General features: G+C 66.2%; 17 protein-coding genes. 7 read left to right on the forward strand and 10 right to left on the reverse strand.

Annotated features, from left to right (window positions below; translation table 11 throughout):
* Nucleotides 1-28 precede the first annotated feature (28 nt).
* Both ruvA and ruvB read left to right on the forward strand, forming a co-directional pair.
* Entirely contained in the window at nt 29-601 is a 573-nt protein-coding gene (gene ruvA / locus ACS5PK_RS17645) for a Holliday junction branch migration protein RuvA (RefSeq protein WP_439441570.1), read from the forward strand.
* A gap of 46 nt (nt 602-647) precedes the next feature.
* The gene (gene ruvB / locus ACS5PK_RS17650) at nt 648-1706 is read left to right on the forward strand and encodes a Holliday junction branch migration DNA helicase RuvB (RefSeq protein ID WP_439441571.1); all 1059 of its coding nucleotides are present in this window, start codon (nt 648-650) and stop codon (nt 1704-1706) included.
* A 624-nt stretch (nt 1707-2330) separates the two neighbouring features.
* Here the strand turns inward: ruvB and ACS5PK_RS17655 are convergent.
* The 5 genes from ACS5PK_RS17655 to ACS5PK_RS17675 all read right to left on the reverse strand — a co-directional run bounded on the left by ACS5PK_RS17655 (nt 2331) and on the right by ACS5PK_RS17675 (nt 7865).
* The gene (locus ACS5PK_RS17655; protein WP_439441668.1) at nt 2331-3245 is read right to left on the reverse strand and encodes a porin; all 915 of its coding nucleotides are present in this window, start codon (nt 3243-3245) and stop codon (nt 2331-2333) included.
* A gap of 176 nt (nt 3246-3421) precedes the next feature.
* Entirely contained in the window at nt 3422-4054 is a 633-nt protein-coding gene (locus tag ACS5PK_RS17660) for a histidine phosphatase family protein (protein ID WP_439441572.1), read from the reverse strand.
* A gap of 6 nt (nt 4055-4060) precedes the next feature.
* Nucleotides 4061-4381, reverse strand: a complete 321-nt coding sequence (locus ACS5PK_RS17665; RefSeq protein WP_439441573.1) for a DUF1840 family protein — start codon at nt 4379-4381, stop codon at nt 4061-4063.
* A gap of 68 nt (nt 4382-4449) precedes the next feature.
* Nucleotides 4450-6570, reverse strand: coding sequence for a putative bifunctional diguanylate cyclase/phosphodiesterase (locus ACS5PK_RS17670; RefSeq protein WP_439441669.1), 2121 nt, complete (start codon nt 6568-6570; stop codon nt 4450-4452).
* Nucleotides 6571-6590: 20 nt separating this feature from the next.
* Nucleotides 6591-7865: an HD-GYP domain-containing protein gene (locus tag ACS5PK_RS17675; protein ID WP_439441574.1), complete on the reverse strand. Its 1275-nt coding sequence runs from the start codon at nt 7863-7865 to the stop codon at nt 6591-6593.
* Nucleotides 7866-8151: 286 nt separating this feature from the next.
* On the opposite strand from ACS5PK_RS17675, the gene pcaF reads away from it, so the two are divergent.
* Nucleotides 8152-9354, forward strand: a complete 1203-nt coding sequence (pcaF, locus tag ACS5PK_RS17680) for a 3-oxoadipyl-CoA thiolase (RefSeq protein ID WP_439441575.1) — start codon at nt 8152-8154, stop codon at nt 9352-9354.
* A 552-nt stretch (nt 9355-9906) separates the two neighbouring features.
* Nucleotides 9907-10656 (forward strand): IclR family transcriptional regulator domain-containing protein, encoded by a 750-nt coding sequence (locus tag ACS5PK_RS17685; RefSeq protein WP_439441576.1) that lies wholly within the window; start codon nt 9907-9909, stop codon nt 10654-10656.
* Nucleotides 10657-10817: 161 nt separating this feature from the next.
* Here the strand turns inward: ACS5PK_RS17685 and ACS5PK_RS17690 are convergent, their stop codons facing one another.
* Together ACS5PK_RS17690 and ACS5PK_RS17695 are read right to left on the reverse strand one after the other, a co-directional pair.
* On the reverse strand, nt 10818-12344 hold the full coding sequence (locus ACS5PK_RS17690; RefSeq protein WP_439441577.1) for a 3-hydroxyacyl-CoA dehydrogenase: 1527 nt from the start codon (nt 12342-12344) through the stop codon (nt 10818-10820).
* A complete protein-coding gene (locus ACS5PK_RS17695) occupies nt 12341-13138 on the reverse strand; it encodes an enoyl-CoA hydratase-related protein (RefSeq protein WP_439441578.1) in 798 nt (265 codons plus the stop codon). The genes ACS5PK_RS17690 and ACS5PK_RS17695 overlap by 4 nt, the downstream gene beginning before the upstream one ends.
* 72 nt (nt 13139-13210) lie before the next feature.
* Between ACS5PK_RS17695 and ACS5PK_RS17700 the strand changes: the two genes are divergently transcribed.
* A complete protein-coding gene (locus ACS5PK_RS17700; protein ID WP_439441579.1) occupies nt 13211-14032 on the forward strand; it encodes an alpha/beta fold hydrolase in 822 nt (273 codons plus the stop codon).
* Between the two features lie 119 nt (nt 14033-14151).
* Nucleotides 14152-14373, forward strand: coding sequence for a hypothetical protein (locus ACS5PK_RS17705; protein WP_439441580.1), 222 nt, complete (start codon nt 14152-14154; stop codon nt 14371-14373).
* A 155-nt stretch (nt 14374-14528) separates the two neighbouring features.
* Here ACS5PK_RS17705 and ACS5PK_RS17710 read toward each other — a convergent pair whose 3' ends face one another.
* Entirely contained in the window at nt 14529-16550 is a 2022-nt protein-coding gene (locus tag ACS5PK_RS17710) for a M13 family metallopeptidase (RefSeq protein WP_439441581.1), read from the reverse strand.
* Nucleotides 16551-16821: 271 nt separating this feature from the next.
* Between ACS5PK_RS17710 and ACS5PK_RS17715 the strand changes: the two genes are divergently transcribed.
* Nucleotides 16822-17022, forward strand: a complete 201-nt coding sequence (locus tag ACS5PK_RS17715) for a hypothetical protein (RefSeq protein ID WP_439441582.1) — start codon at nt 16822-16824, stop codon at nt 17020-17022.
* Here the strand turns inward: ACS5PK_RS17715 and ACS5PK_RS17720 are convergent, their stop codons facing one another.
* Both ACS5PK_RS17720 and ACS5PK_RS17725 read right to left on the reverse strand, forming a co-directional pair.
* Complete coding sequence (locus ACS5PK_RS17720) at nt 17023-17715, reverse strand: ABC transporter ATP-binding protein (protein WP_439441583.1); 693 nt, start codon at nt 17713-17715, stop codon at nt 17023-17025.
* The gene (locus tag ACS5PK_RS17725; RefSeq protein WP_439441584.1) at nt 17708-18940 is read right to left on the reverse strand and encodes an ABC transporter permease; all 1233 of its coding nucleotides are present in this window, start codon (nt 18938-18940) and stop codon (nt 17708-17710) included. Before ACS5PK_RS17725 ends, ACS5PK_RS17720 begins: the two co-directional genes overlap by 8 nt.

Below are 18940 nucleotides of genomic sequence, written 5' to 3' on the forward strand. Positions count from 1 at the left end.
GGTCATGGAAGCCGCCGATAATCACCCGATGATTGGAAGGCTCACCGGCGTCATCGCGGAAAAATCGCCCCCGCTCGTGCTCATTGACGTGCAGGGCGTCGGCTATGAAGTCGACGTGCCCATGAGCACCTTCTTCAACCTGCCAAACCTGGGCGAACGGGTGAGCCTGCTGACGCACTTCGTGGTGCGCGAGGACGCCCAGATCCTCTTTGGCTTCCTCAGCGCCGAGGAGCGCGCCACCTTCCGCCAACTGATCAAGATCAGCGGCGTGGGTCCGCGCACCGCTCTGTCCATCCTGTCCGGCCTCAGCGTGGGCGACCTGGCTCAGGCGGTGAGCCTGCAGGAGGCCGGCCGTCTGGTGAAGGTGCCGGGCATCGGCAAGAAGACGGCCGAGCGCCTGCTGCTGGAGCTCAAGGGCAAGCTGGGACCCGATCTGGCCCTGCCGGCCAGCATGGCCAACGACAGTCAGGCGGACATCCTCCAGGCCCTCCAGGCCCTGGGCTATAGCGACAAGGAAGCCGCCGCCGCGCTCAAGCAACTGCCTGCCGACGTGGGCGTCAGCGAAGGCATCAAGCTGGCGCTGAAGTCCTTGAATCGCTGAAGTCCGCGCTGTTGACATCCGCTGCCGCCCTGTACCCTGAGCTGCCATGCCCATCCAGACCGACGATTTCGCCCCCCAGCCGCCCCGCGTGGTCAGTGCCGCTCCTGGCAATCCCAACGAGGAAGCCCTGGAACGAGCCCTGCGGCCCAAACTGCTGGACGAGTACGTGGGCCAGACCAAGGCCCGCGAGCAGCTGGAAATCTTCATAGGCGCCGCCCGCAAGCGCGAGGAGGCCCTGGACCATGTGCTGCTCTTCGGACCACCCGGCCTCGGCAAGACCACGCTCTCGCACATCATTGCGGCTGAGCTGGGCGTGAACCTGCGCCAGACTTCGGGGCCGGTGCTGGAGAAGCCCAAGGATCTGGCGGCCATCCTGACCAATCTCGAGAAGAACGACGTGCTCTTCATCGACGAGATCCATCGCCTCTCGCCCGTGGTCGAGGAAATCCTCTATCCGGCGCTGGAGGACTACCAGATCGACATCATGATCGGCGAAGGCCCCGCAGCGCGCTCGATCAAGCTGGACTTGCAACCCTTCACCCTGGTGGGCGCCACCACGCGTGCCGGCATGCTGACCAACCCGCTGCGCGACCGCTTCGGCATCGTTGCCCGGCTGGAGTTCTACACGCCCGATGAGCTGCAGCGCATCGTGACCCGTTCCGCGGGACTGATGAAGGCACCCATTGCCCCTGAAGGCGCCCTGGAAATCGCGCGACGCTCACGCGGCACGCCTCGCATCGCCAATCGTCTGCTGCGCCGCGTGCGCGACTACGCCGAGGTCAAGGGCGATGGCCGCATCACGAAGCTCATGGCCGACAAAGCCCTGGCCATGCTGGACGTGGACCCCCAGGGCTTCGACCTCATGGACCGCAAGCTGCTGGAGGCCGTGGTGCACCGCTTCGACGGTGGGCCGGTCGGGCTGGACAATGTGGCTGCGGCTATCGGCGAGGAGCGCGACACCATAGAGGATGTCATTGAGCCCTACCTGATCCAGCAAGGCTTCCTGCAGCGCACGCCGCGCGGGCGCATCGCGACACTGGCGGCCTTCAGGCATCTGGGGGTGGCTCCGCCGAAGAACACAGCGGGGCTGTTTGACGAAGGGTGACGAGGGGTCGGCACGATCAGCATTCGCTGAGGTCCGAAGCGCTCCCGAGGCTTGAGTTGAAGGCGCCATGGGGCGCGCAACACAAAGAAAAGACGCCCCGAACAATCCGCTTCAAAACAGCCTAAGCGCCGCTCTCTGTGAACGTCCTGGAACCATCCAAGGCGTTTTCGTTTGGACGCGGCCTGCCCGGGCTTCAAGATAGGCTTGAACGACGCTACGGCCTGGAACTGCATGCCATCAACGGCACCCGTTGCCCGCCCACCAGTCCAACACGCGCGCACGACTGCTCGACGGCCGCTCCCGCGCGCTTGATCGCCGGCCCATTGCAGCGACGGAACTCCGCAATCGTCTTGTGATTTCGAGCCTTGGACATCCCAAGGCGGCCAGGCACAGCGTCGCGACAACGGTCACGATGACGCGGCAGACACGATCCGGCCCGATCAATTCCTCCAACGACACCGGCAGCAAGCGCCCCTGGCCTCGACGCGCACCCTGCGCATAGCCCATAAGCAGCAATGCCTCGCAACTTGCGTTGCGAGGCATTGTGCTCAGGCGCTCAGAGGTGTGTCAGCGTACTGACACGAACTGCGAAGGTCGCCATTCGCGCATTCTGATCCCGAGGGATTAGAAGTTGTGACGGATACCAGCAGCCAGGCTGTTCAGGTCGCCAGCGTTGTTGTCCTTGTTGTCCAGCTTCGTGAAGAAGCCGTACACCTTGGTGCGCTTGCTCAGGTTGTAGTTGTAGCCCAGGGTGAACTGGTTGGCCTTGGCGCCAGCAGCGCTACGACCAGCGCCACCGAAGTTCACGTGGAACTCGGAAGCACCCATGGTGTACATACCGGCCAGACGCCAGATGTTGCGGGTAGCGCCAGCAACGTCTTCACGCTGCAGGTAGCCACCAACGGTGAACTCGCCCAGTTCGTACAGAGCGCGAGCGGCGAATTGCTTCTGGTTGTCTTGCTTGCTGTAGCCAGCGCCCAGGTGCAGAGGACCCTGGTCGTAGTTACCCGACAGGTCGAAAGCGCGCTTGTCGGCGCCTTCACCAGCGTGCATCGTGATTTCGCCAGTGAAACCGTCGATGTTCGGGGTGAAGTAGCCCACCTTGTTCACGGTGGTCCAGCCGGCGCCCGAGTACAGCTTGTCGTCGGAGGTGCCGGTGTCGTGGTTGTGCATGCTGACGTAGTCAGCGGTGGCGAAGTAGGAACCGTTGGTCCAGTTGCCCAGACGCACGGCACCGAAAGCGCCGCTCAGTTGCACGGACGATTCACGGTTCCAGAAGCTGCCGGAGGTTTGCTTGCCGGTGTCGATGTCAAAGCCATGCTCCAGAGCGAAGCTGACCTTCAGGCCGCCGCCCAGGTCTTCCTGGCCCTTCACGCCCAGGCGCGAACGGTTGTCTTGCACCACCACCTTGCGGTCGCCGGTACCGACCTTCTGGCTTTCCACGGTCACGTTGGCGCGGCCCCACAGGGTCACGGAGCTTTGAGCGAAAGCCGAAGCCGACACAGCGGCCAGAGCAGCGACGAGAGCGATCTTCTTCATCATTTGCCTTTGTAGGTTGAGGTTGTGCCGGGTTGAATCACCCGGTCTTGTCACGCGGAATGTGGCGGCAGTATAGGAGGCCTAGGGTTTGACCGAAGCCCCCGCGACGCGAATTTGCAACAGTCACTTCTGGCAGGGTCATGTGCAGATTTTGTCGCCAGAACCGCCCGGGGATGTCAGAGCAGGGCCGGCAGATGGCCTTCATCGGCCCAGCCCACCAGATGCAATTGCCCCCCGCTGACCATCAGGCGGTTGATCGCTGCATTCCCCAGGCGCCAGCTGCGCGCGGCCTGCAGGTCCAGGCCCAGTGCAGCGCGGTACAGGCAGTCCAGGACGCCGCCGTGCGTCACCAGCAGCAGGGTCTGCCCGGCGTGCTGTGCCGAGAGCTCGCGGACCACGCCCAGCACCCGCTCGCTGAACTGGCGCAATGACTCGCCGCCCGGCGCAGCGAAGTCGGGGTCGCGCGCCTTCCAGCGCTGCTGGGCGTCCGGCTCCCGTTCCCCCAGCTCGGCCCAGGTATGCCCTTGGAAATCCCCGAAGCAACGCTCCCGCAGGCCGACATGCCATTGCACAGGGAGGCTGCGCCGCGCAAGCAGGGGCGCCAAGGTCTGGCGGCAACGCTGCAGATCGCTGCAGAACACCTGTTCCAGCGCTTCATCCAGCAAGGCTGCGGCCAGGGCGTGGGCCTGGGCCAGCCCCTGCTCATTCAATGGGATGTCCAACTGCCCCTGGAGGCGCCCCTGCGCGTTCCAGTCAGTCTGGCCGTGGCGAACACAGACCAGACGGGTGACCTCATCCAGTCCCCCCATGGCAGATCAGCCCTGCCAGATGACGTCGGCGCGCTGGGCCTGGCTCAGGCGCAGCATGTCAAGCAGAGGCCAGACCCGCTGCTTCAGCGTGATCTCCTGACGCCGCGGAGGCGCCTCGCCCTGGGACTGCGCCTCGGCCACGAGCGCGGCGAAGGCCGCCTCGTCCGCCTCGACGGCTGCCGCAAGCGCCTGCAACGCAGCAGGCAGGTCGGCGACCGGGATGATGCCCTGAGGCGTCACTTCGCGGCCCAGCGCCGCCAGCACCTGCTGGGCGGCATCCGGAAGGTAGATCACATCGGCCGCAGCCTTGGACTTGAATCGATACATGGGACCCCCGGCGCGGCACTGGCGCATGCGAAAAGCAGAGCACCTATTGTGTACCTCGACCCCCAAGCTCAACCGCCGCCGCCATGGATCAGGCGAATGGCGGGTCGCTCTGCGCCCCAGACGCGGGACTCGAAGCCCGCCACGTCCATGGCCGGGGAAAAGAGATAGCCCTGGTACTCATGGCAGCCGGCCTCCCGCAGGAAGTCTCGTTGCGCCTCGCTCTCCACCCCTTCGGCGATGACCTGCAGCCCCAGCGCCCGCCCCATCTGCACCACGGCGCGAACAATGCCGACATCGCTGGCATCCTCAGGCAGGCCCTGGACGAAGCTGCGGTCGATCTTGAGGCGCTGGATGGGAAAGCGCTTGAGGTAGGCCAGGCTGGAATAGCCGGTGCCGAAATCATCGATGGACAGACAGACGCCCAACTCGGCCAATGCCTGCAGACGGCGCAACGCCTCGTCGGCATCCCTCAAAAGAATGGACTCGGTCAGTTCCAGTTCCAGCAGTTGCGCCGGCAGGCCGGCCGACTGCAGCACCTGACTGACCGTCTCGACGAACTGCGCCTGCTGGAACTGCAGGGCGGACACATTCACCGCCACCGGCATGCGCCGCCCCTGATGCCACCAGCGCACAGCCTGGGCCACAGCCTCGTGCAGCACCCAGTCGCCGATGGCAACGATGAAGCCGCTCTCCTCGGCCACGGGAATGAACTCGACGGGCGAGATCTCGCCGCGCAAAGGGTCGCGCCAACGGATCAGGGCCTCGGCACCAATCACCTGCCCGCTCACCAAGTCCAGCTGCGGCTGGAAGTGAAGGCGAAAGCGCCCCTCCAGCAAGGCCTGGCGCATGGCGTGATCCAGGCGCATGCGGGCCAGCAGATCGACATCCTTGCGCGGCTGGTGAAAGCGGAATCCTGCGCGGCCACTGTCCTTCACGCCCTGCATGGCCCGCTCGGCGCTGGAGGCCAATTCATCCAAGGATTCGCCATCGCCCGGAAACAGGGAGATCCCGATGCTGGCGGTCACGGTGAAGCTGAGCGTATCAAAGCCAAAGGGGCGGCCCATCGCTTCCAGCACCCGCCGGGCTGTGTGCTCAGCGCCGCGGGCATCCGCCTCGTGAATCAGCAGCGCAAACTCGTCGCCGGACAGCTTGGCCACGGTGTCCACCTCGCGAAGGCAGTCACGCAGGCGCTGCGCCACTTCGCGCAGGACGCGATCGCCGAAGGCATGGCCCAAGGTGTCGTTGATCTGCTTGAAGCGGTCGAGGTCGACGAAGAGCATCGCGAAACCCGAGGACTCCCGCTTGGCAATGGCCCGCGCGTACTCCACACGCTCTGCCAGGGCACGCCGGTTGGGCAGGCCCGTGAGCATGTCGGTATGGGACAGCTCCTCGATGCGCTGGCTGGCCGCGAGCTGCTCGCTGAGGTCGCGGAAGGAGAACACGCGGCCCACGGGCCGCTGGCGGCTCCACTGCGGCAGCGAGACACGCTCCAGCACACGACCGTCCAGCAGACGGATCACGTCGCTGCTCTGCAGCAGCGGCGCATCCAGCAGGGCAGTCAGGCGCTCGGCATAGGCTGGGCCGTCCACCACACTGCGCCGCATCCAGGCCTGAACGGCGGCATCGTCACGCTCAAGCAGCAGGTCCTCGGGAATGCCCCAGAAAGCGGCGAAGCGCTGGTTGAAATTGCGAATCCGCCCGGCCAGGTCCGTGACCAGGATGCCATCTGCCGTCGATTCCAACGTACTGCGCAGGTCTACGAGCAGGGCCTCGCGCTCTTCCTCGCCACGGCGCTGTGCGCTCAGGTCACGCATGCTGAGCACCCACAGCGCAGGCCCGTGAGGCTGTGCCTCATCCGCCGACACACGACTGGCGCGTCGATCCACCCAGAGGGTATGGCCATCGGCATGCCGCATCAGCGTCTCGGTATGCAGGCCCTCGCAGGCGCCGCCCGCCACCTCGCTCCAGAAAAGCAGGTCCTCGGGCGTGACGCACAGCGATTCGATGCGGCGGCCGACCAGTTGCTCCGAGGTCAGCCCCAACAGGGCTTGCGCGGCCTTGTTGACCTCCAGCACGGTCAGGCCATGGGCATCCAGCAGCCAGACCGCCTCCTGCATGGCGTCAAGCAGCCCGCGATACCTTGCGGCATTCAGCGCACTGGGAATCGATTCATCTGCCTGTCCCGCCAGCCTTTCCTGCCGGACCGGACTCACACCGACACCTCTCCCGAGGGCGTCGCCGCAACGGACTCGAAGAAATAGGCAACGCGGGCGCGCGGGCTGAGGTAGTCCAGCGAGGCTCGGGGCAGCGCACCGGGCTTCAGGCTGCGGCGGATGCCCAGGTCGGGATGGTCTTCCAGGTTGACGATCAGGGCCTCCTCGCGGGAGACCTTGGCGTCATGCACCATGACCCGCGGCTTCAGCGGGCGCGAGGAGTTGACGGCCACGACCAGCGCATAGCGATCATCCGTCAGTTGCACCGTGGACCCCGGCGGATAGACACCCATCATGCGGATGAAGGCATTCAGCATGGTGGCGTCGAAACGGTTGCGCCCCTGGGCAAACATCAGAGATAGCGCCTCGTGTGGCGTCATGGCCTTGGAGACCAGCAGAGGGTTGCAAAGCCCGTCGAAGCGGTTGACCAGGGCCACGATGCGCGAGGCGGCGCTCATGCGGTCCACATTGATGCGCTGGGGGAAGCCCGAGCCGTCAGCGTTCTCGTGATGCTGCGCAATTACCAGCAAAGGCCCGGCGGCCAGATCCATCTGCTTGGCCAGCGCCACCCCTTTGACCACATGGGTCTGGTAGACCTGGCTCTCCGCAGAGGTGAAGCTCTCGTCGCGATGGCGCAGCCGCGGCGGCAACTCCAGTTTGCCGATGTCATGGAGCAGCGCCCCTACGCCGAGGTCCATCATCTCTTCGCGCCCCAGCCCGAAGGCCCGGCCCAGCAGCAGTGAAATGATGGACACGTTCAGGGCATGCGCCGTACCGCGGTCGCCGGCCCCCTCGTTGAGCAGGCGTATGTTCAGGTCGCCTTCGACCAGCATCTTGTCCAGCAAGGCACTGACCAGCGCAGTGGACTGGTCCCGCGAATTGACGGGAGCGCGGGGGACGAGATCGACGATATTCTTGAAGGCTGCCGCCGCCTCGGCGTACTGCCTCTCGCACAGCGAAAGCGCTTCGCGCTGGGCGGCCAGCGCCTTGCGATGGGCATCCTTCTGCTGCTGTTCAGGGCTGAGCGCAGGATTGCTGCGCTCCACCACCGCAGGGGCCGGTGGCGCCTCATCAGGCAGTTCGCTCTTGCCGGGGCTCCAACGCACCTGCTTGAGACCCAGGCGGCGCAGCACCAGCAACTGGTCCTCCGAGCTCAGCTTGAAGCTGCTCAATGGAAAGGGGTGCGACATCCAGCCCAGGTCCAGATGGATGAACATCCCGACCTTGAGCTGGGCCACGTCAATCAGCGGATCTGTTGCGTTGTCCTTCATGCGTGTCCTACGCCCTTTCCTCCTTGGGCGCCCTCTGGCGATGCATCGGCCGCCCACCTTGAGAACTTGAGCGATGCACTGGGGGACTTTACACGGATGGATACACCTCATTGACGTATGTGCATCAACAGGTCTGCGCTTGACTGGAAAGATCGCACAGGCCTAGCATGTTCATTTAATGAACTAATGTTCTTTTAAAGAACTTTTCAGCCACCCATTCATCAAGAATGCCCAGCCCTTCCGGCCGGGCCCCACTCAAGACACATCCACGGAAGCCGAGGACCTCATGAACCACGCCTATATCTGCGACGGACAACGCACCCCATTCGGCCGCTACGGCGGAGCACTCTCCAGCGTACGCGCCGATGACCTAGGGGCGGTTCCCATCAAGGCATTGATGGCCCGCCATCCCGGGCTGGATTGGCAGGCGGTCGAGGACATCTTCTATGGCTGCGCCAATCAGGCCGGCGAAGACAACCGCAATGTGGCCCGCATGGCGGCACTGCTGGCCGGGCTGCCCATCGGCGTCCCGGGTGTCACGCTCAACCGGCTCTGCGGGTCGGGCCTGGATGCGGTGGGCAGCGCCGCTCGCGCCATCAAGGCTGGCGAGGCTGATCTGCTGATCGCGGGCGGTGTGGAGAGCATGAGCCGGGCTCCCTTTGTCATGCCCAAGGCCGACGCCGCCTTCTCTCGCCAGAATGCCGTCTATGACACCACCATTGGCTGGCGTTTCATCAACAAGCTGATGAAGAGCCAGTACGGGGTCGATGCCATGCCTGAGACTGCCGAGAACGTGGCCCGTGAGTTCGGCATCGAGCGAGAAGCCCAGGACCGCATGGCCCTGTCCAGCCAGAAGAAGACCCTGGCCGCACAGCAGGCCGGCTTCTTCGATGCGGAGATCTGCCCGGTCGAGATCCCCCAAAAGAAGGGCGAGGCCTTGTGGATACGCAAGGACGAGCATCCGCGCGATACCAGCCTGGAGGCGCTAGCGCGGCTCAAGGGCGTGGTGACGCCCGAAGGCTCGGTGACGGCCGGCAACGCTTCCGGCGTCAACGACGGCGCGGTCGCCCTGCTGCTGGCCAGCGAGTCGGCCGCCCAGCGCCATGGCCTGACACCCCGCGCCCGGGTGGTCGCCATGGCGACCGCAGGGGTCGCGCCGCGGATCATGGGCATCGGTCCAGCCCCGGCAACCCAGGCCGTGCTCGCCCGCGCGGGACTGAGCCTGGAACAGATGGACGTGATCGAACTGAACGAGGCCTTCGCCGCCCAAGGGCTGGCCGTGCTGCGCCAGTTGGGCCTTCAGGATGACGACCCCCGCGTCAACCCCAACGGCGGAGCCATCGCGCTAGGCCACCCCCTGGGCGCCAGCGGGGCCCGCCTGGCACTCACGGCCGCCAACCAACTCCAGCGCAGCGGCGGCCGTTATGCCCTGTGCACCATGTGCATTGGCGTGGGGCAGGGCATCGCGCTCATTCTTGAGCGGGTCTGAGCCCGCAATTGCCCCGCAATTGCCCCGCAAAAGGAGCCTGACCGGCTTGGCGCCCGCTATGCGAACGCCAAACCCCTGCCCTTCCCCCATTGGACTGCCTATCGCGATGACTGCGCAGCCTGGGAACGTGTGATACTGGGCCTGAGGGGCCATATATCACACATATGTCTAAAGTCATATGCGTAAGTTCTAGGCCCCTCCCGAAACTTGCCGACCTAAAAGAAGCAAGACAGGGGGATGATCCGCCACCCGGTGCCGCTTGGTGACCGAGGCCCGCTCGAAGCGACCTGCATCAGGCCGTGAGATGCGTGCGCCCTAAAATCACCAAAATGGTGCATCCATGTGCGTTCGTCGCCCAACGCTTGCGAAGTCGTCACACGTTGTAGTGACAGACTTCTATAGTCGGCGCTTGAATTGATCGCGCTCAGACGTTTTTGGGCGCCCATCGGACCCTGGAACGCCATGTCTGCAGCTCGCGCCTTTGATGATCTCGCCTCCGTCGCAGTTCCGGCCAGCCCGGCTCCCACTGTCTCTCAGGAACCACAGACGCCCTTGAAGCGTGACCTCGTGGCCGGCCTGGAGAAGGGATTGGCCGTGATTGAAGCCTTCGACCAGGAACGCCCTCGCCTCACCATCAGCGAGGTGGCGGCCCGTACGGGCCTCACGCGTGCCGCAGCGCGCCGCTACCTGCTTACATTGAGCTACCTGGGCTTCGTGTCCCAGGACCGCAAGATGTTCGCTCTCACACCCAAGGTGCTTCGCCTGGGGCAGAGCTATATGCATTCGGCGCGCCTGCCTCGCATCGTCGAGCCCGAGTTGCATAAGCTGGCGTTTGCGCTGAAGGAGGCCAGCGCCGCTGGTGTGCTGGACGGCAACGATGTCATCTGCATCGCCGCCACCAGCGCCGGCCGCGTGCTGTCACAGCACCTGCAGTCGGGCGGGCGTGTACCGGCCTACTGCTCCGCCAATGGCCGAGCCTTGCTGGCAGCGCTCGCGCCGGAAGACGCCGACGCCTGGATTGCCCGCCAGACCCTGGAGCCCGTCACGCCCCACACCATCACCCACCCGGACCGCCTGCGCACCGAGGTCGCCCGCGCCCGGGCCCTGGGCTACGCCTGTGTGGACCAGGAGCTGGAACTGGGGCTTCGCAGCCTCGCGGTGCCCTTGAAGAACTATCGCGGCGACGTGGTGGCAGCGCTCAACATCTCCATCCACGCTTCTCGCATGAGCATGGAGCAACTGGTCGAGCACGCCCTGCCGCCGCTGCTGCAGGCCCAGCAGCACCTGCGCATGCTGCTCTGAGCGCTCCCTCGCTTCCGGGAACGAAGGAGCCGCCCCGCATGGTCCGTGTCAGAACGGTTGGGGGGGCCTTCAGCAAACGCCTTGGAGCCATGCCAGGGCGTTTTGCATTGCGGCGCGGCCTTTGCGTGCAAAAGAAGGCTCGGCAAGGCGGCAGGCGGACGTCAGACCGCCCAGAGGCGCTGCCGCAGCAGCGGGCTGACGCGGTAGCGCTCGTTGCGGCTGGCCTCGAAGAGGGCATCCAGGGTTTCGACCACCCGGGCCACGCCCAGTTGGGAGAGCCACTCGAACGGCCCAGCAGGGTAGTTGACACCCAGCTTCATGGCCTGATCAGCGGCGGCCTCATCGCAAACACCTTGCCACACGGCGTCAGCACCTTCGTTGACCAGCATGGCGAGGGTACGGGCAACCACCAGCCCTGGCGCATCACGCAAGAGCAGCGGCGCCCAGCCCACAGCGCAGAACAGCTGTTGGACCTGCGTGCGACCGGCCTCGCTGCAGCGAGGCGCAAAGGACAGGGCAAGCGCCTCGGTACGGGGGCCCTGCAGGGGCCAATCCATCACGGCCAACTCGGCATGCCCGCTCCTGCAGGCCAGCTCAGCCGCACAGCGTCCGTTGCTCAGGTGCAATTGAAGCGTCCCCAGCGCCAGGCCCGCCCAGGGCGATTGCGGTTCACGCTGGAAAGCGAGGCCAGCCGCCTCCAAGGCCTGACCCAAGGCATCGACCAGTCCCCCTTCGCCCCTGAGCTGCAGCGCAGGCAGGACCGCGCCCTGCTGGCGCTCCATGGGGGCGGGCATCACCGGAACACCCTCGTAAAAGCCTTTGCCCACCTTGCGACCCAGGCGCCCACCATCCACCAGGGCCTTCTGGACCAGGGAGGGCATGTAGCGCTTGTCACCGAAGTTGGCCTCGAAGACGGACTGCGTGACCAGAAAGTTGGTGTCATGCCCGATCAGGTCCATCAGCTCGCAGGGCCCCATGCGGAAGCCCACGGCGCGCAAGGCTCGGTCCAGTTGCGCCGGAGTGCCCGCCTGCTCCAGCAACAGCGCGAGGGTTTCGGCGTAATAGGGGCGGGCGATACGGTTGACGATGAAGCCCGGCGTCGACTTCGCATGCACCGGTGCCTTGCCCCAGCGGCGAGAGAGTTCGTAGATAGCCTCGGCAACAGAAGGCTGCGTCTCCGCGCCGGACACCACCTCCACCAGCTTCATCAGCGGCACAGGGTTGAAGAAGTGCATCCCCACGAGGCGCTCGGGATGTTGCATGCCATTGGCCAGTGCAGTGATGCTGATCGAGGAGGTATTCGAAGCGATCAGGGCGTCGGGCCCCAGCAGGGCGTCCAGTTCACGCAGCAGGGCCTGCTTGGGCTCCAGCTTCTCGATGATGACTTCCACCACCAGGGCGGCACTGGACAGCTCGCCCATCGCCGACACCGGCTGGATCCGTGCCAGCACAGCCATGCGCTCGGCTGCCTCCATCCGCCCTTTGGCCACCAGGCTTTCCAGGGCCTTGGCGATCTGCGCATGAGCAGCGGCGGCGGCCCCCTCACGCACATCCATCAGGCGCACCGGGTGACCGGCCTGGGCCGCCACCTGGGCAATGCCAGCACCCATCACGCCGGCGCCGATCACCCCGATCAGCGCCTCGGCGGCCGGGCGGCTTGCCACCGCCCACTGCAGAACCTCGCTCATGCGCCCTCCCCCTGCGGCACCCAGGCCGCCGAACGCTTGGCCATGAAGGCAGCAAAGCCTTCTCGAGCCTCCTCGCCCACGCGTACACGGGAGATGGTCTGGGCGGTCAGCTCGCGCACCTCCGCGGTCACCGGCCCGACCGCCAACTGGCCCAGCAGCTGCTTGATCTCGGCCTGAGCCTGCGGGCCATTGGCCAGCAGTTCGGCCAGCCAGCGCTCCAGGGCCTCGTCCAGGGCCTCAGGCGCGACGACCTCGTGCACCAGGCCCATGGCCAGGGCCTCGCTGGCGGGGATGCGGCTGCCCGTGAGGGCCAGGCGGCGTGCCTGGCGGCTGCCAACGGCATTGACCACGTAGGGCCCGATCACCGCCGGAAGGATGCCGAATCGCGCCTCACTCACTGCAAAGCGGGCATCCTGGCTGGCCACCGCAATGTCGCAGGCGGCCGTCAGCCCGACGCCGCCGCCTAGCGCCACCCCCTGCACACGGGCGATCGTGGGCTTGGGGCAGGACTGGATTCGGTACAGCATGGCCGCGAAGCGCCGCGCGTCGTGCAGATTCCACTCCTGGCTGGACTGCGCCGCACGCTGCATCCATTGGATGTCCGCGCCCGCGCTGAAGGCCTTGCCCGCGCCGGCCAGCACGATGACGCGCACCTTGGGGTCGGCGGTCAGGCGCTCGAAGGCCTGGTCCAGCTCGCCGATCATCTGCTCGTTGAAGGCGTTGAACACCTCCGGACGGGTCATGGTGACGCGCGCCACGCCGCGAGCGTCCACCGCAATATGCAATGTCTCCACCGTGAAACTCCTTGTAATGAGCGAAGTATCGCAGCGCAGCCGTCTGCCTCCCGTTGGCGGCAGAATTCCTCCATGCCGCTGCCCAGCCCCTGGATGCCAAGTCCGCCTTTCCTCCAGCCACTCACGCTGGACGGAGAGGAGTTACGCATCGAGTCGCAGTGGCTGGGCAATGCGCAGGACGCTAGCCAGCCTCTGTTGGTCTTCCTGCACGAGGGCTTGGGTTCGCTGAGCCAGTGGCGGGAGTTCCCGGCGCGCTTGTGCGAAGCGCTGCATCTGCCCGGCCTGGCGTTTTCACGCCCAGGCTATGGCCAGAGCTCGCCGCGTACCGCCCCCTGGCCGCCGGACTACCTCCAGCGCCAGGCGCGAGGGCTACTGCCGGCCTGCTTCGAGGCCCTGGGCTTGGCCGATCGCCCCCTGCTGCTGTTCGGCCACAGTGACGGCGCCAGCCTGGCCCTGCTCTACGCGGCCCATGCACCGCATCAGGTGCGGGGTCTGGTGGCGATGGCACCGCACCTGTTCGTCGAGCCCATCACCCTGCTGGGCCTGCATGCCGCCAAGACGGCCTACGAACAGGGCGGCTCTCTGCGCAAGGCCCTGGCCCGCCACCATGCCGACACCGACTCCGCCTTCTATGGCTGGAACGACGCCTGGCTGCGCCCCGGCTTCGAGGACTGGAACATCGAGGCCGAGCTGGCGGGCCGCCTGCAGTGCCCCGTGCTCGCGGTTCAGGGGGTGAATGACGAGTACGGCAGCCTGCGCCAGATCGAGACCATCGCCGAGCTGCATGCGGATACCCGGCTGCTCGCGCTGCCCGACTGCGGCCACAGCCCGCACAAGGACCAGCCCGAGCGGCTGATCACGCACATGCAGGACTGGCTCGCCAGCCTGGCCTGAACTGCGGCGCCCGACTTCGGTCGCGGCCAGCAACCGTTCACGTCGCCACGACGGCGATTCGTCGCAGCCCCCTGGAAGACCGGACAGCCGGCGCGCACACTCCTCACATCGACAAAGCCATGAGGCCCGCCACCACCGAGATGCCCGAGAGGAATGCCATGAAAGCCGCCACCAAGACCCTGCTCACCGCCCTTCTCGCCGTTGCCAGTGCCGCGTCCCTGACGCTGGCCCAGGCCGACGCCACCGGTGGTCAGCCCTGCCTGGGTGCACCGGCCATGCAACTGCCCTCGCTGAGCCTGGCCCAGGGGCACACCACGCACCAGGCAGGCCGGCAGGCCTGAGGCGGCCGGCCGCCTCCCTCTTCGGCGAGCGACGTCCGCCATCGCACGAACTTTCCAGGTCCTCCACTGCGCCCGGCTGAAACCGGGCTTTTTTTCGGCTCATGAAAAAGGCCGCCTTGCGGCGGCCCTTGTGGCGCGACACGGCGCAGGCAGGCTTACCAGATGCGGATGCGCTCTTCGCTGGGCTTGAACATCTTGTCGCCCTGCTTGGTGCCAAAGGCCTGGTGGAAACCGTCATGGTTGACGGCCGCGCCGTTGGCGCGGTACTCGCCAGGCGAGTGCGGGTCGATGACCAGCAGCTGCAGCAGACGCTGCTCGCGGGCCTTCACACGCCAGGACTGCGACCACCCCAGGAAGAAACGCTGCTCGCCGCTGTAGCCGCCAATGCTGGGCGCGGCCTGACCGCCCAGGGAGCGTTGGTAGGCCTTGAAGGCGATCTGCAGGCCGGAGAGGTCCGCAATGTTCTCGCCCAGGGTCAGTTGGCCGTTCACATGCTTGCCGGGGATGGGCTCATAGCCGTTGTACTGCGAGACCAACTTGGCGGTGATGCTGTCGAAGGCCTTGCGGTCTTCCGGCGTCCACCAGTTGCGAAGCACGCCATCGCCGTCGAACTGGCTGCCCTGGTCATCGAAACCATGGCTGATCTCGTGGCCGATCACGGCACCGATGGCGCCGTAGTTCACGGCATCGTCGGCGTTCATGTCGAAGAAGGGCGGCTGCAGGATGGCGGCCGGAAACACGATCTCATTCTGCGAGGGGTTGTAGTAGGCGTTGACCGTCTGCGGCGTCATGCCCCATTCCTTGCGGTCCACCGGCTTGTCGGCCTTGGCGGCCATGCGCAGCCATTCGGCGCGGCCTGCGCGCTGGTTGTTGCCCAGTGCGTCGCCAGCCTTCACGACCAGGTGGCTGTAATCACGCCAGGCCTCGGGGTAGCCGATCTTGGTCATGTACTTGGACAGCTTGTCCTGCGCCTGCACCTTGGTGGCCGGCGACATCCAGCTCAGGCCGTCGATGGAGTCCTTGTAGGCAGCCAGCAGATTGGCGACCAGCTTCTCCATGCGGGCCTTGGCCTCGGGCGGGAAATGACGTGCCACATAAATCTGGCCGATGGCCTCACCCAGGGCGACATTGACCTCGGCCACACCCTTCTGCCAGCGCGGCAGCTCAGCCTTCTGCCCGGACAGGGCCTGGCCATGGAAGGCAAAGGAGGCCTCGCGCAGGGCCTTGGGCAGCACGCCGGCATAGCTGTCCAGGGTGCGGGTCTTCAGGTAGAGCTTCCAGTCGGCCAGCGGCACGTCGGCCAGCAGCCTGGCAATGCCCTGCACGGCGCTGGGCTGCATGAGGGACACGGTGTCCAGCTTGGGCAGGCCGGCGGCCTGGAACAGGGCGGCCCAGTCCAGCTGCGGCGCCTGCTGGGCCAGGTCGACCAGGCTGACCGGGTTGTAGGTCTTGACCGGATCTCGGTTCTCGACGGTGCTCCAGTGCAGCTGGGCAATCTTCTCCTCCAGGGCGTAGACGCGCTGGGCAGCCGCGGCAGTGTTCTTCTCACCCGCGAAGCCGACCAACTGTCGCAGATAGGCCTGATAGGCCTTGCGGGCCTCACCCATGCGGGCGTCGTCCTTCAGCAGGTAGTAGTCGCGGTCGGGCAGCCCCAGGCCGGCCTGGAACAGGGTCAGGCGATTTTCCTGGGGCTTCTTGGCGTCTGCGTCCACATACATGGCGAAGGGCGTAGCCACCTCACCCTGCACCTGGCCGATCCAGCGGGTCAGGTCAGCGACGGACTTCAGGCCGTCAATGGCCTTCAGATGCGGCTGCACGGGTTTGAAGCCGGCGCGATCAATGGCCGCCGTGTCGATGAAGGTCGCGTAGTAGGTGCCGATCTTGAACTCATTGCTGCCAGCCGCCTGCTTGCCCTTGGCCAGCTCCTCGACAATGGCGCGCACGCGGGCATCCGACATGTCGCGCAACTGCACGAAAGTGCCGAAGGAGGACTTGTCAGCCGGAATCTCGGTGCGCCCCAGCCAGCCGCCATTGGCGGCCAGAAACAGATCGTCCTGTGCCCGCACGGCGGGGTCGTAGTTGGGCAGGTCTAGGCCGTGGTTGTGGGGGGCGGCAAAGGCGGCTCCGGCCAGTTGGATCATCAGCGCCAGCGCGCCCAGTTTGAAGGTCGACTTCATGGACTCTCTCTCGACCCCTCCGCGCTCCTGACGCTCGGGGATTGTTGTAGGTCTTAGGGATGGACGAAAGGGCGAAAGCATACGTGCTGCGGTGCACCTGCCCAAAAGTCAGCCACCCGTGAAAGCCCTAGCCAAGGGCCCGCCACCCCGCAGGCGCGGGTCGGGTCAGCCCCGACAGAGGGCTCGCCGGCATGGCCTTCGACACTGTGCGGCGCCCCGGCATCGGCCGCACCATGCGGGCACCGATCCCCTTTCGAACAAGGCACTGGCCATGTCCTTCCCCACCTTGCTGCTGTGGCTGCTGCTGGCCCTGGTCTGCTGGCCGCTGGCACTGCTGGCGCTGTTGCTGTGGCCCGTGATCTGGCTGCTGCTGCTGCCGTTTCGGATTCTGGGCTTTGCCGTCGGCGGCGGCCTGGCCCTGATCCAGGCCCTGTTCTACCTGCCGGCGCGCCTGCTGGGCTGGCGCGGCTGATCAGCCAGGCATCATGCCGTCCACCACCATCAGCGTGGTGTCACAGCGGCGGGCGAGATCCGGGTTGTGGGTGACGAAGAGCACCGCCGTGCCGTGATCCCGGTTGACCTGACGCAGCAGCTCGAACACGGCATCGGCGCTCTTGCTGTCGAGATTGCCCGTGGGTTCGTCTGCCAGCAGCAGGGCAGGCTGCATGGCCAGGGCCCGCGCCACAGCCACGCGCTGCTGCTGCCCACCGGACAGGCGCGCCGCCGGCGTGTCCTTCCAGGGACTCAGGCCCACGCTGTCCAGAAGGCGCAGGGCGCGTTCCTCGGTCAAGGCATCTGGAAAGCCCTTGAGCCCCACCATGGGCAGCATCACGTTCTCCAGAGCGCTGAAGGCGCCGATCAGGTGGTGGTACTGAAAGACGAAGCCGATGGTGTGGCCACGCAGGCGGGTCAGCGCAGCGTCGTCCATGGAGGTCGTCTCCTGGCCCTGGATCAGCAACTGGCCCTGGGTGGGGCGGTCCAGCAGGCCGACGATATTGAGCAGGGTGCTTTTGCCTGAGCCAGACGGCCCCATGACGGCGGAAAACTGCCCTGGCATCAGGCGCAGGTCGATGCCGTGCAGCACCTCAACCTCGGTGGGCTGTCCCACATTGAAGGACTTGCGCACCTGGCGCAGCTCCACGACGGGCGTCAGTGAATCATCCACGGATGGCCACCACAGGGTCGAGGCGGGCCGCACGCAAGGCCGGCGCCAGGGCGGCCAGCAGGCCGGTCAATGTGGCCAGGCCCAGGGCCAGCAGGTAGAGGTTGGGATCAAAGGTGATCGTGAACATTGGCGTTCCGTCCGGCGTCTTGGCGTAGCCGAGCCAGAGCTTCAGGGCCAGGGACCCCACGACGCAGCCTATCAGCGCCCCGCCCAGCCCCAGCAGGCCGCCCTGCAGCAGGAACACGCGCATGACCTGACCCCGCGAGATGCCCATGGCGCGCAGGATGCCGATCTCCTTGGAGCGCTGCACCACCGACACCACCAGCACGCTGGCAATGCCGAAGGCCACCGACAAGCCCACGAAGAAGCGGATGGCCGTGTTGGCCGTGCTCTGCGACTGCACGGCGCTGAAGAACTGCGCATTGGTCTTGATCCAGCTGTCCGCCTGCACCGGCGCCATGGCGGCAATGCGCTGCGCCACGCGCTCGGCGGCATAGACGTCGCGCACGGTGAGGTCGATGCTGGTCACGCCGCCGGCGTAGCCCAGCAGGCTCTGGGCGCTGTGAAGGGAAACAAAGCCGGTGCGCTGGTTGGCACCCTTGTTGCCCAGGTCCAGGATGCCGGCGATCTCGAAGGTGTTGGCCGCGCCGCTGGCGGCGCTCACCCGCAGCTTGTCGCCCACGGCGAGCCCCAGGTCATTGGCCAGCTCAATGCCGATGAGGATGTCCGTGGCGCCCAGGCGGGCGCGGCCCTTCACGATCTTGTCACTGAGGCTGACGATGCGGTCATAGTGCTCCAGCTCCACGCCATTGAGGCTCAGAGAGCGGCTGGTGTCGCCCCGCTGGATCAGGGTCGAGCCGCTGACCGTGGGCGACACCACCTTCACCTCCGCCATGGCCCGCAGCTGCAGCAGCAGGGACTGCCACTGGTCGATGGACTTGAGGCGCTGCAGGGGTGCCTGGGTCGTGGTGGCGAAGGCGGCAGAGCCCTCAGCATGCAGCACCCGCACCTGCTCTTTGGGGGGCAGCAGCTGCACGTGAGGCTGGGCGGTCAGCACGCGTCGCACCAGATTGGCCTGCAAGCCCGCCAGCAGGGCGGACATGAAGACGATCACCGCCACGCCGATGGAGACGCCGACGATGATGAAGAGGCTCTGCATCCGGCCCTCGCGCAGGAAGCGAGCCGCGACGATCCACTCAAAGGGCTGCCAGCGCGCCAAGGCCAT

Origin of the sequence: Roseateles sp. DB2 (assembly GCF_051857535.1) — a bacterium.
GTDB lineage: Bacteria > Pseudomonadota > Gammaproteobacteria > Burkholderiales > Burkholderiaceae_C > Roseateles_B.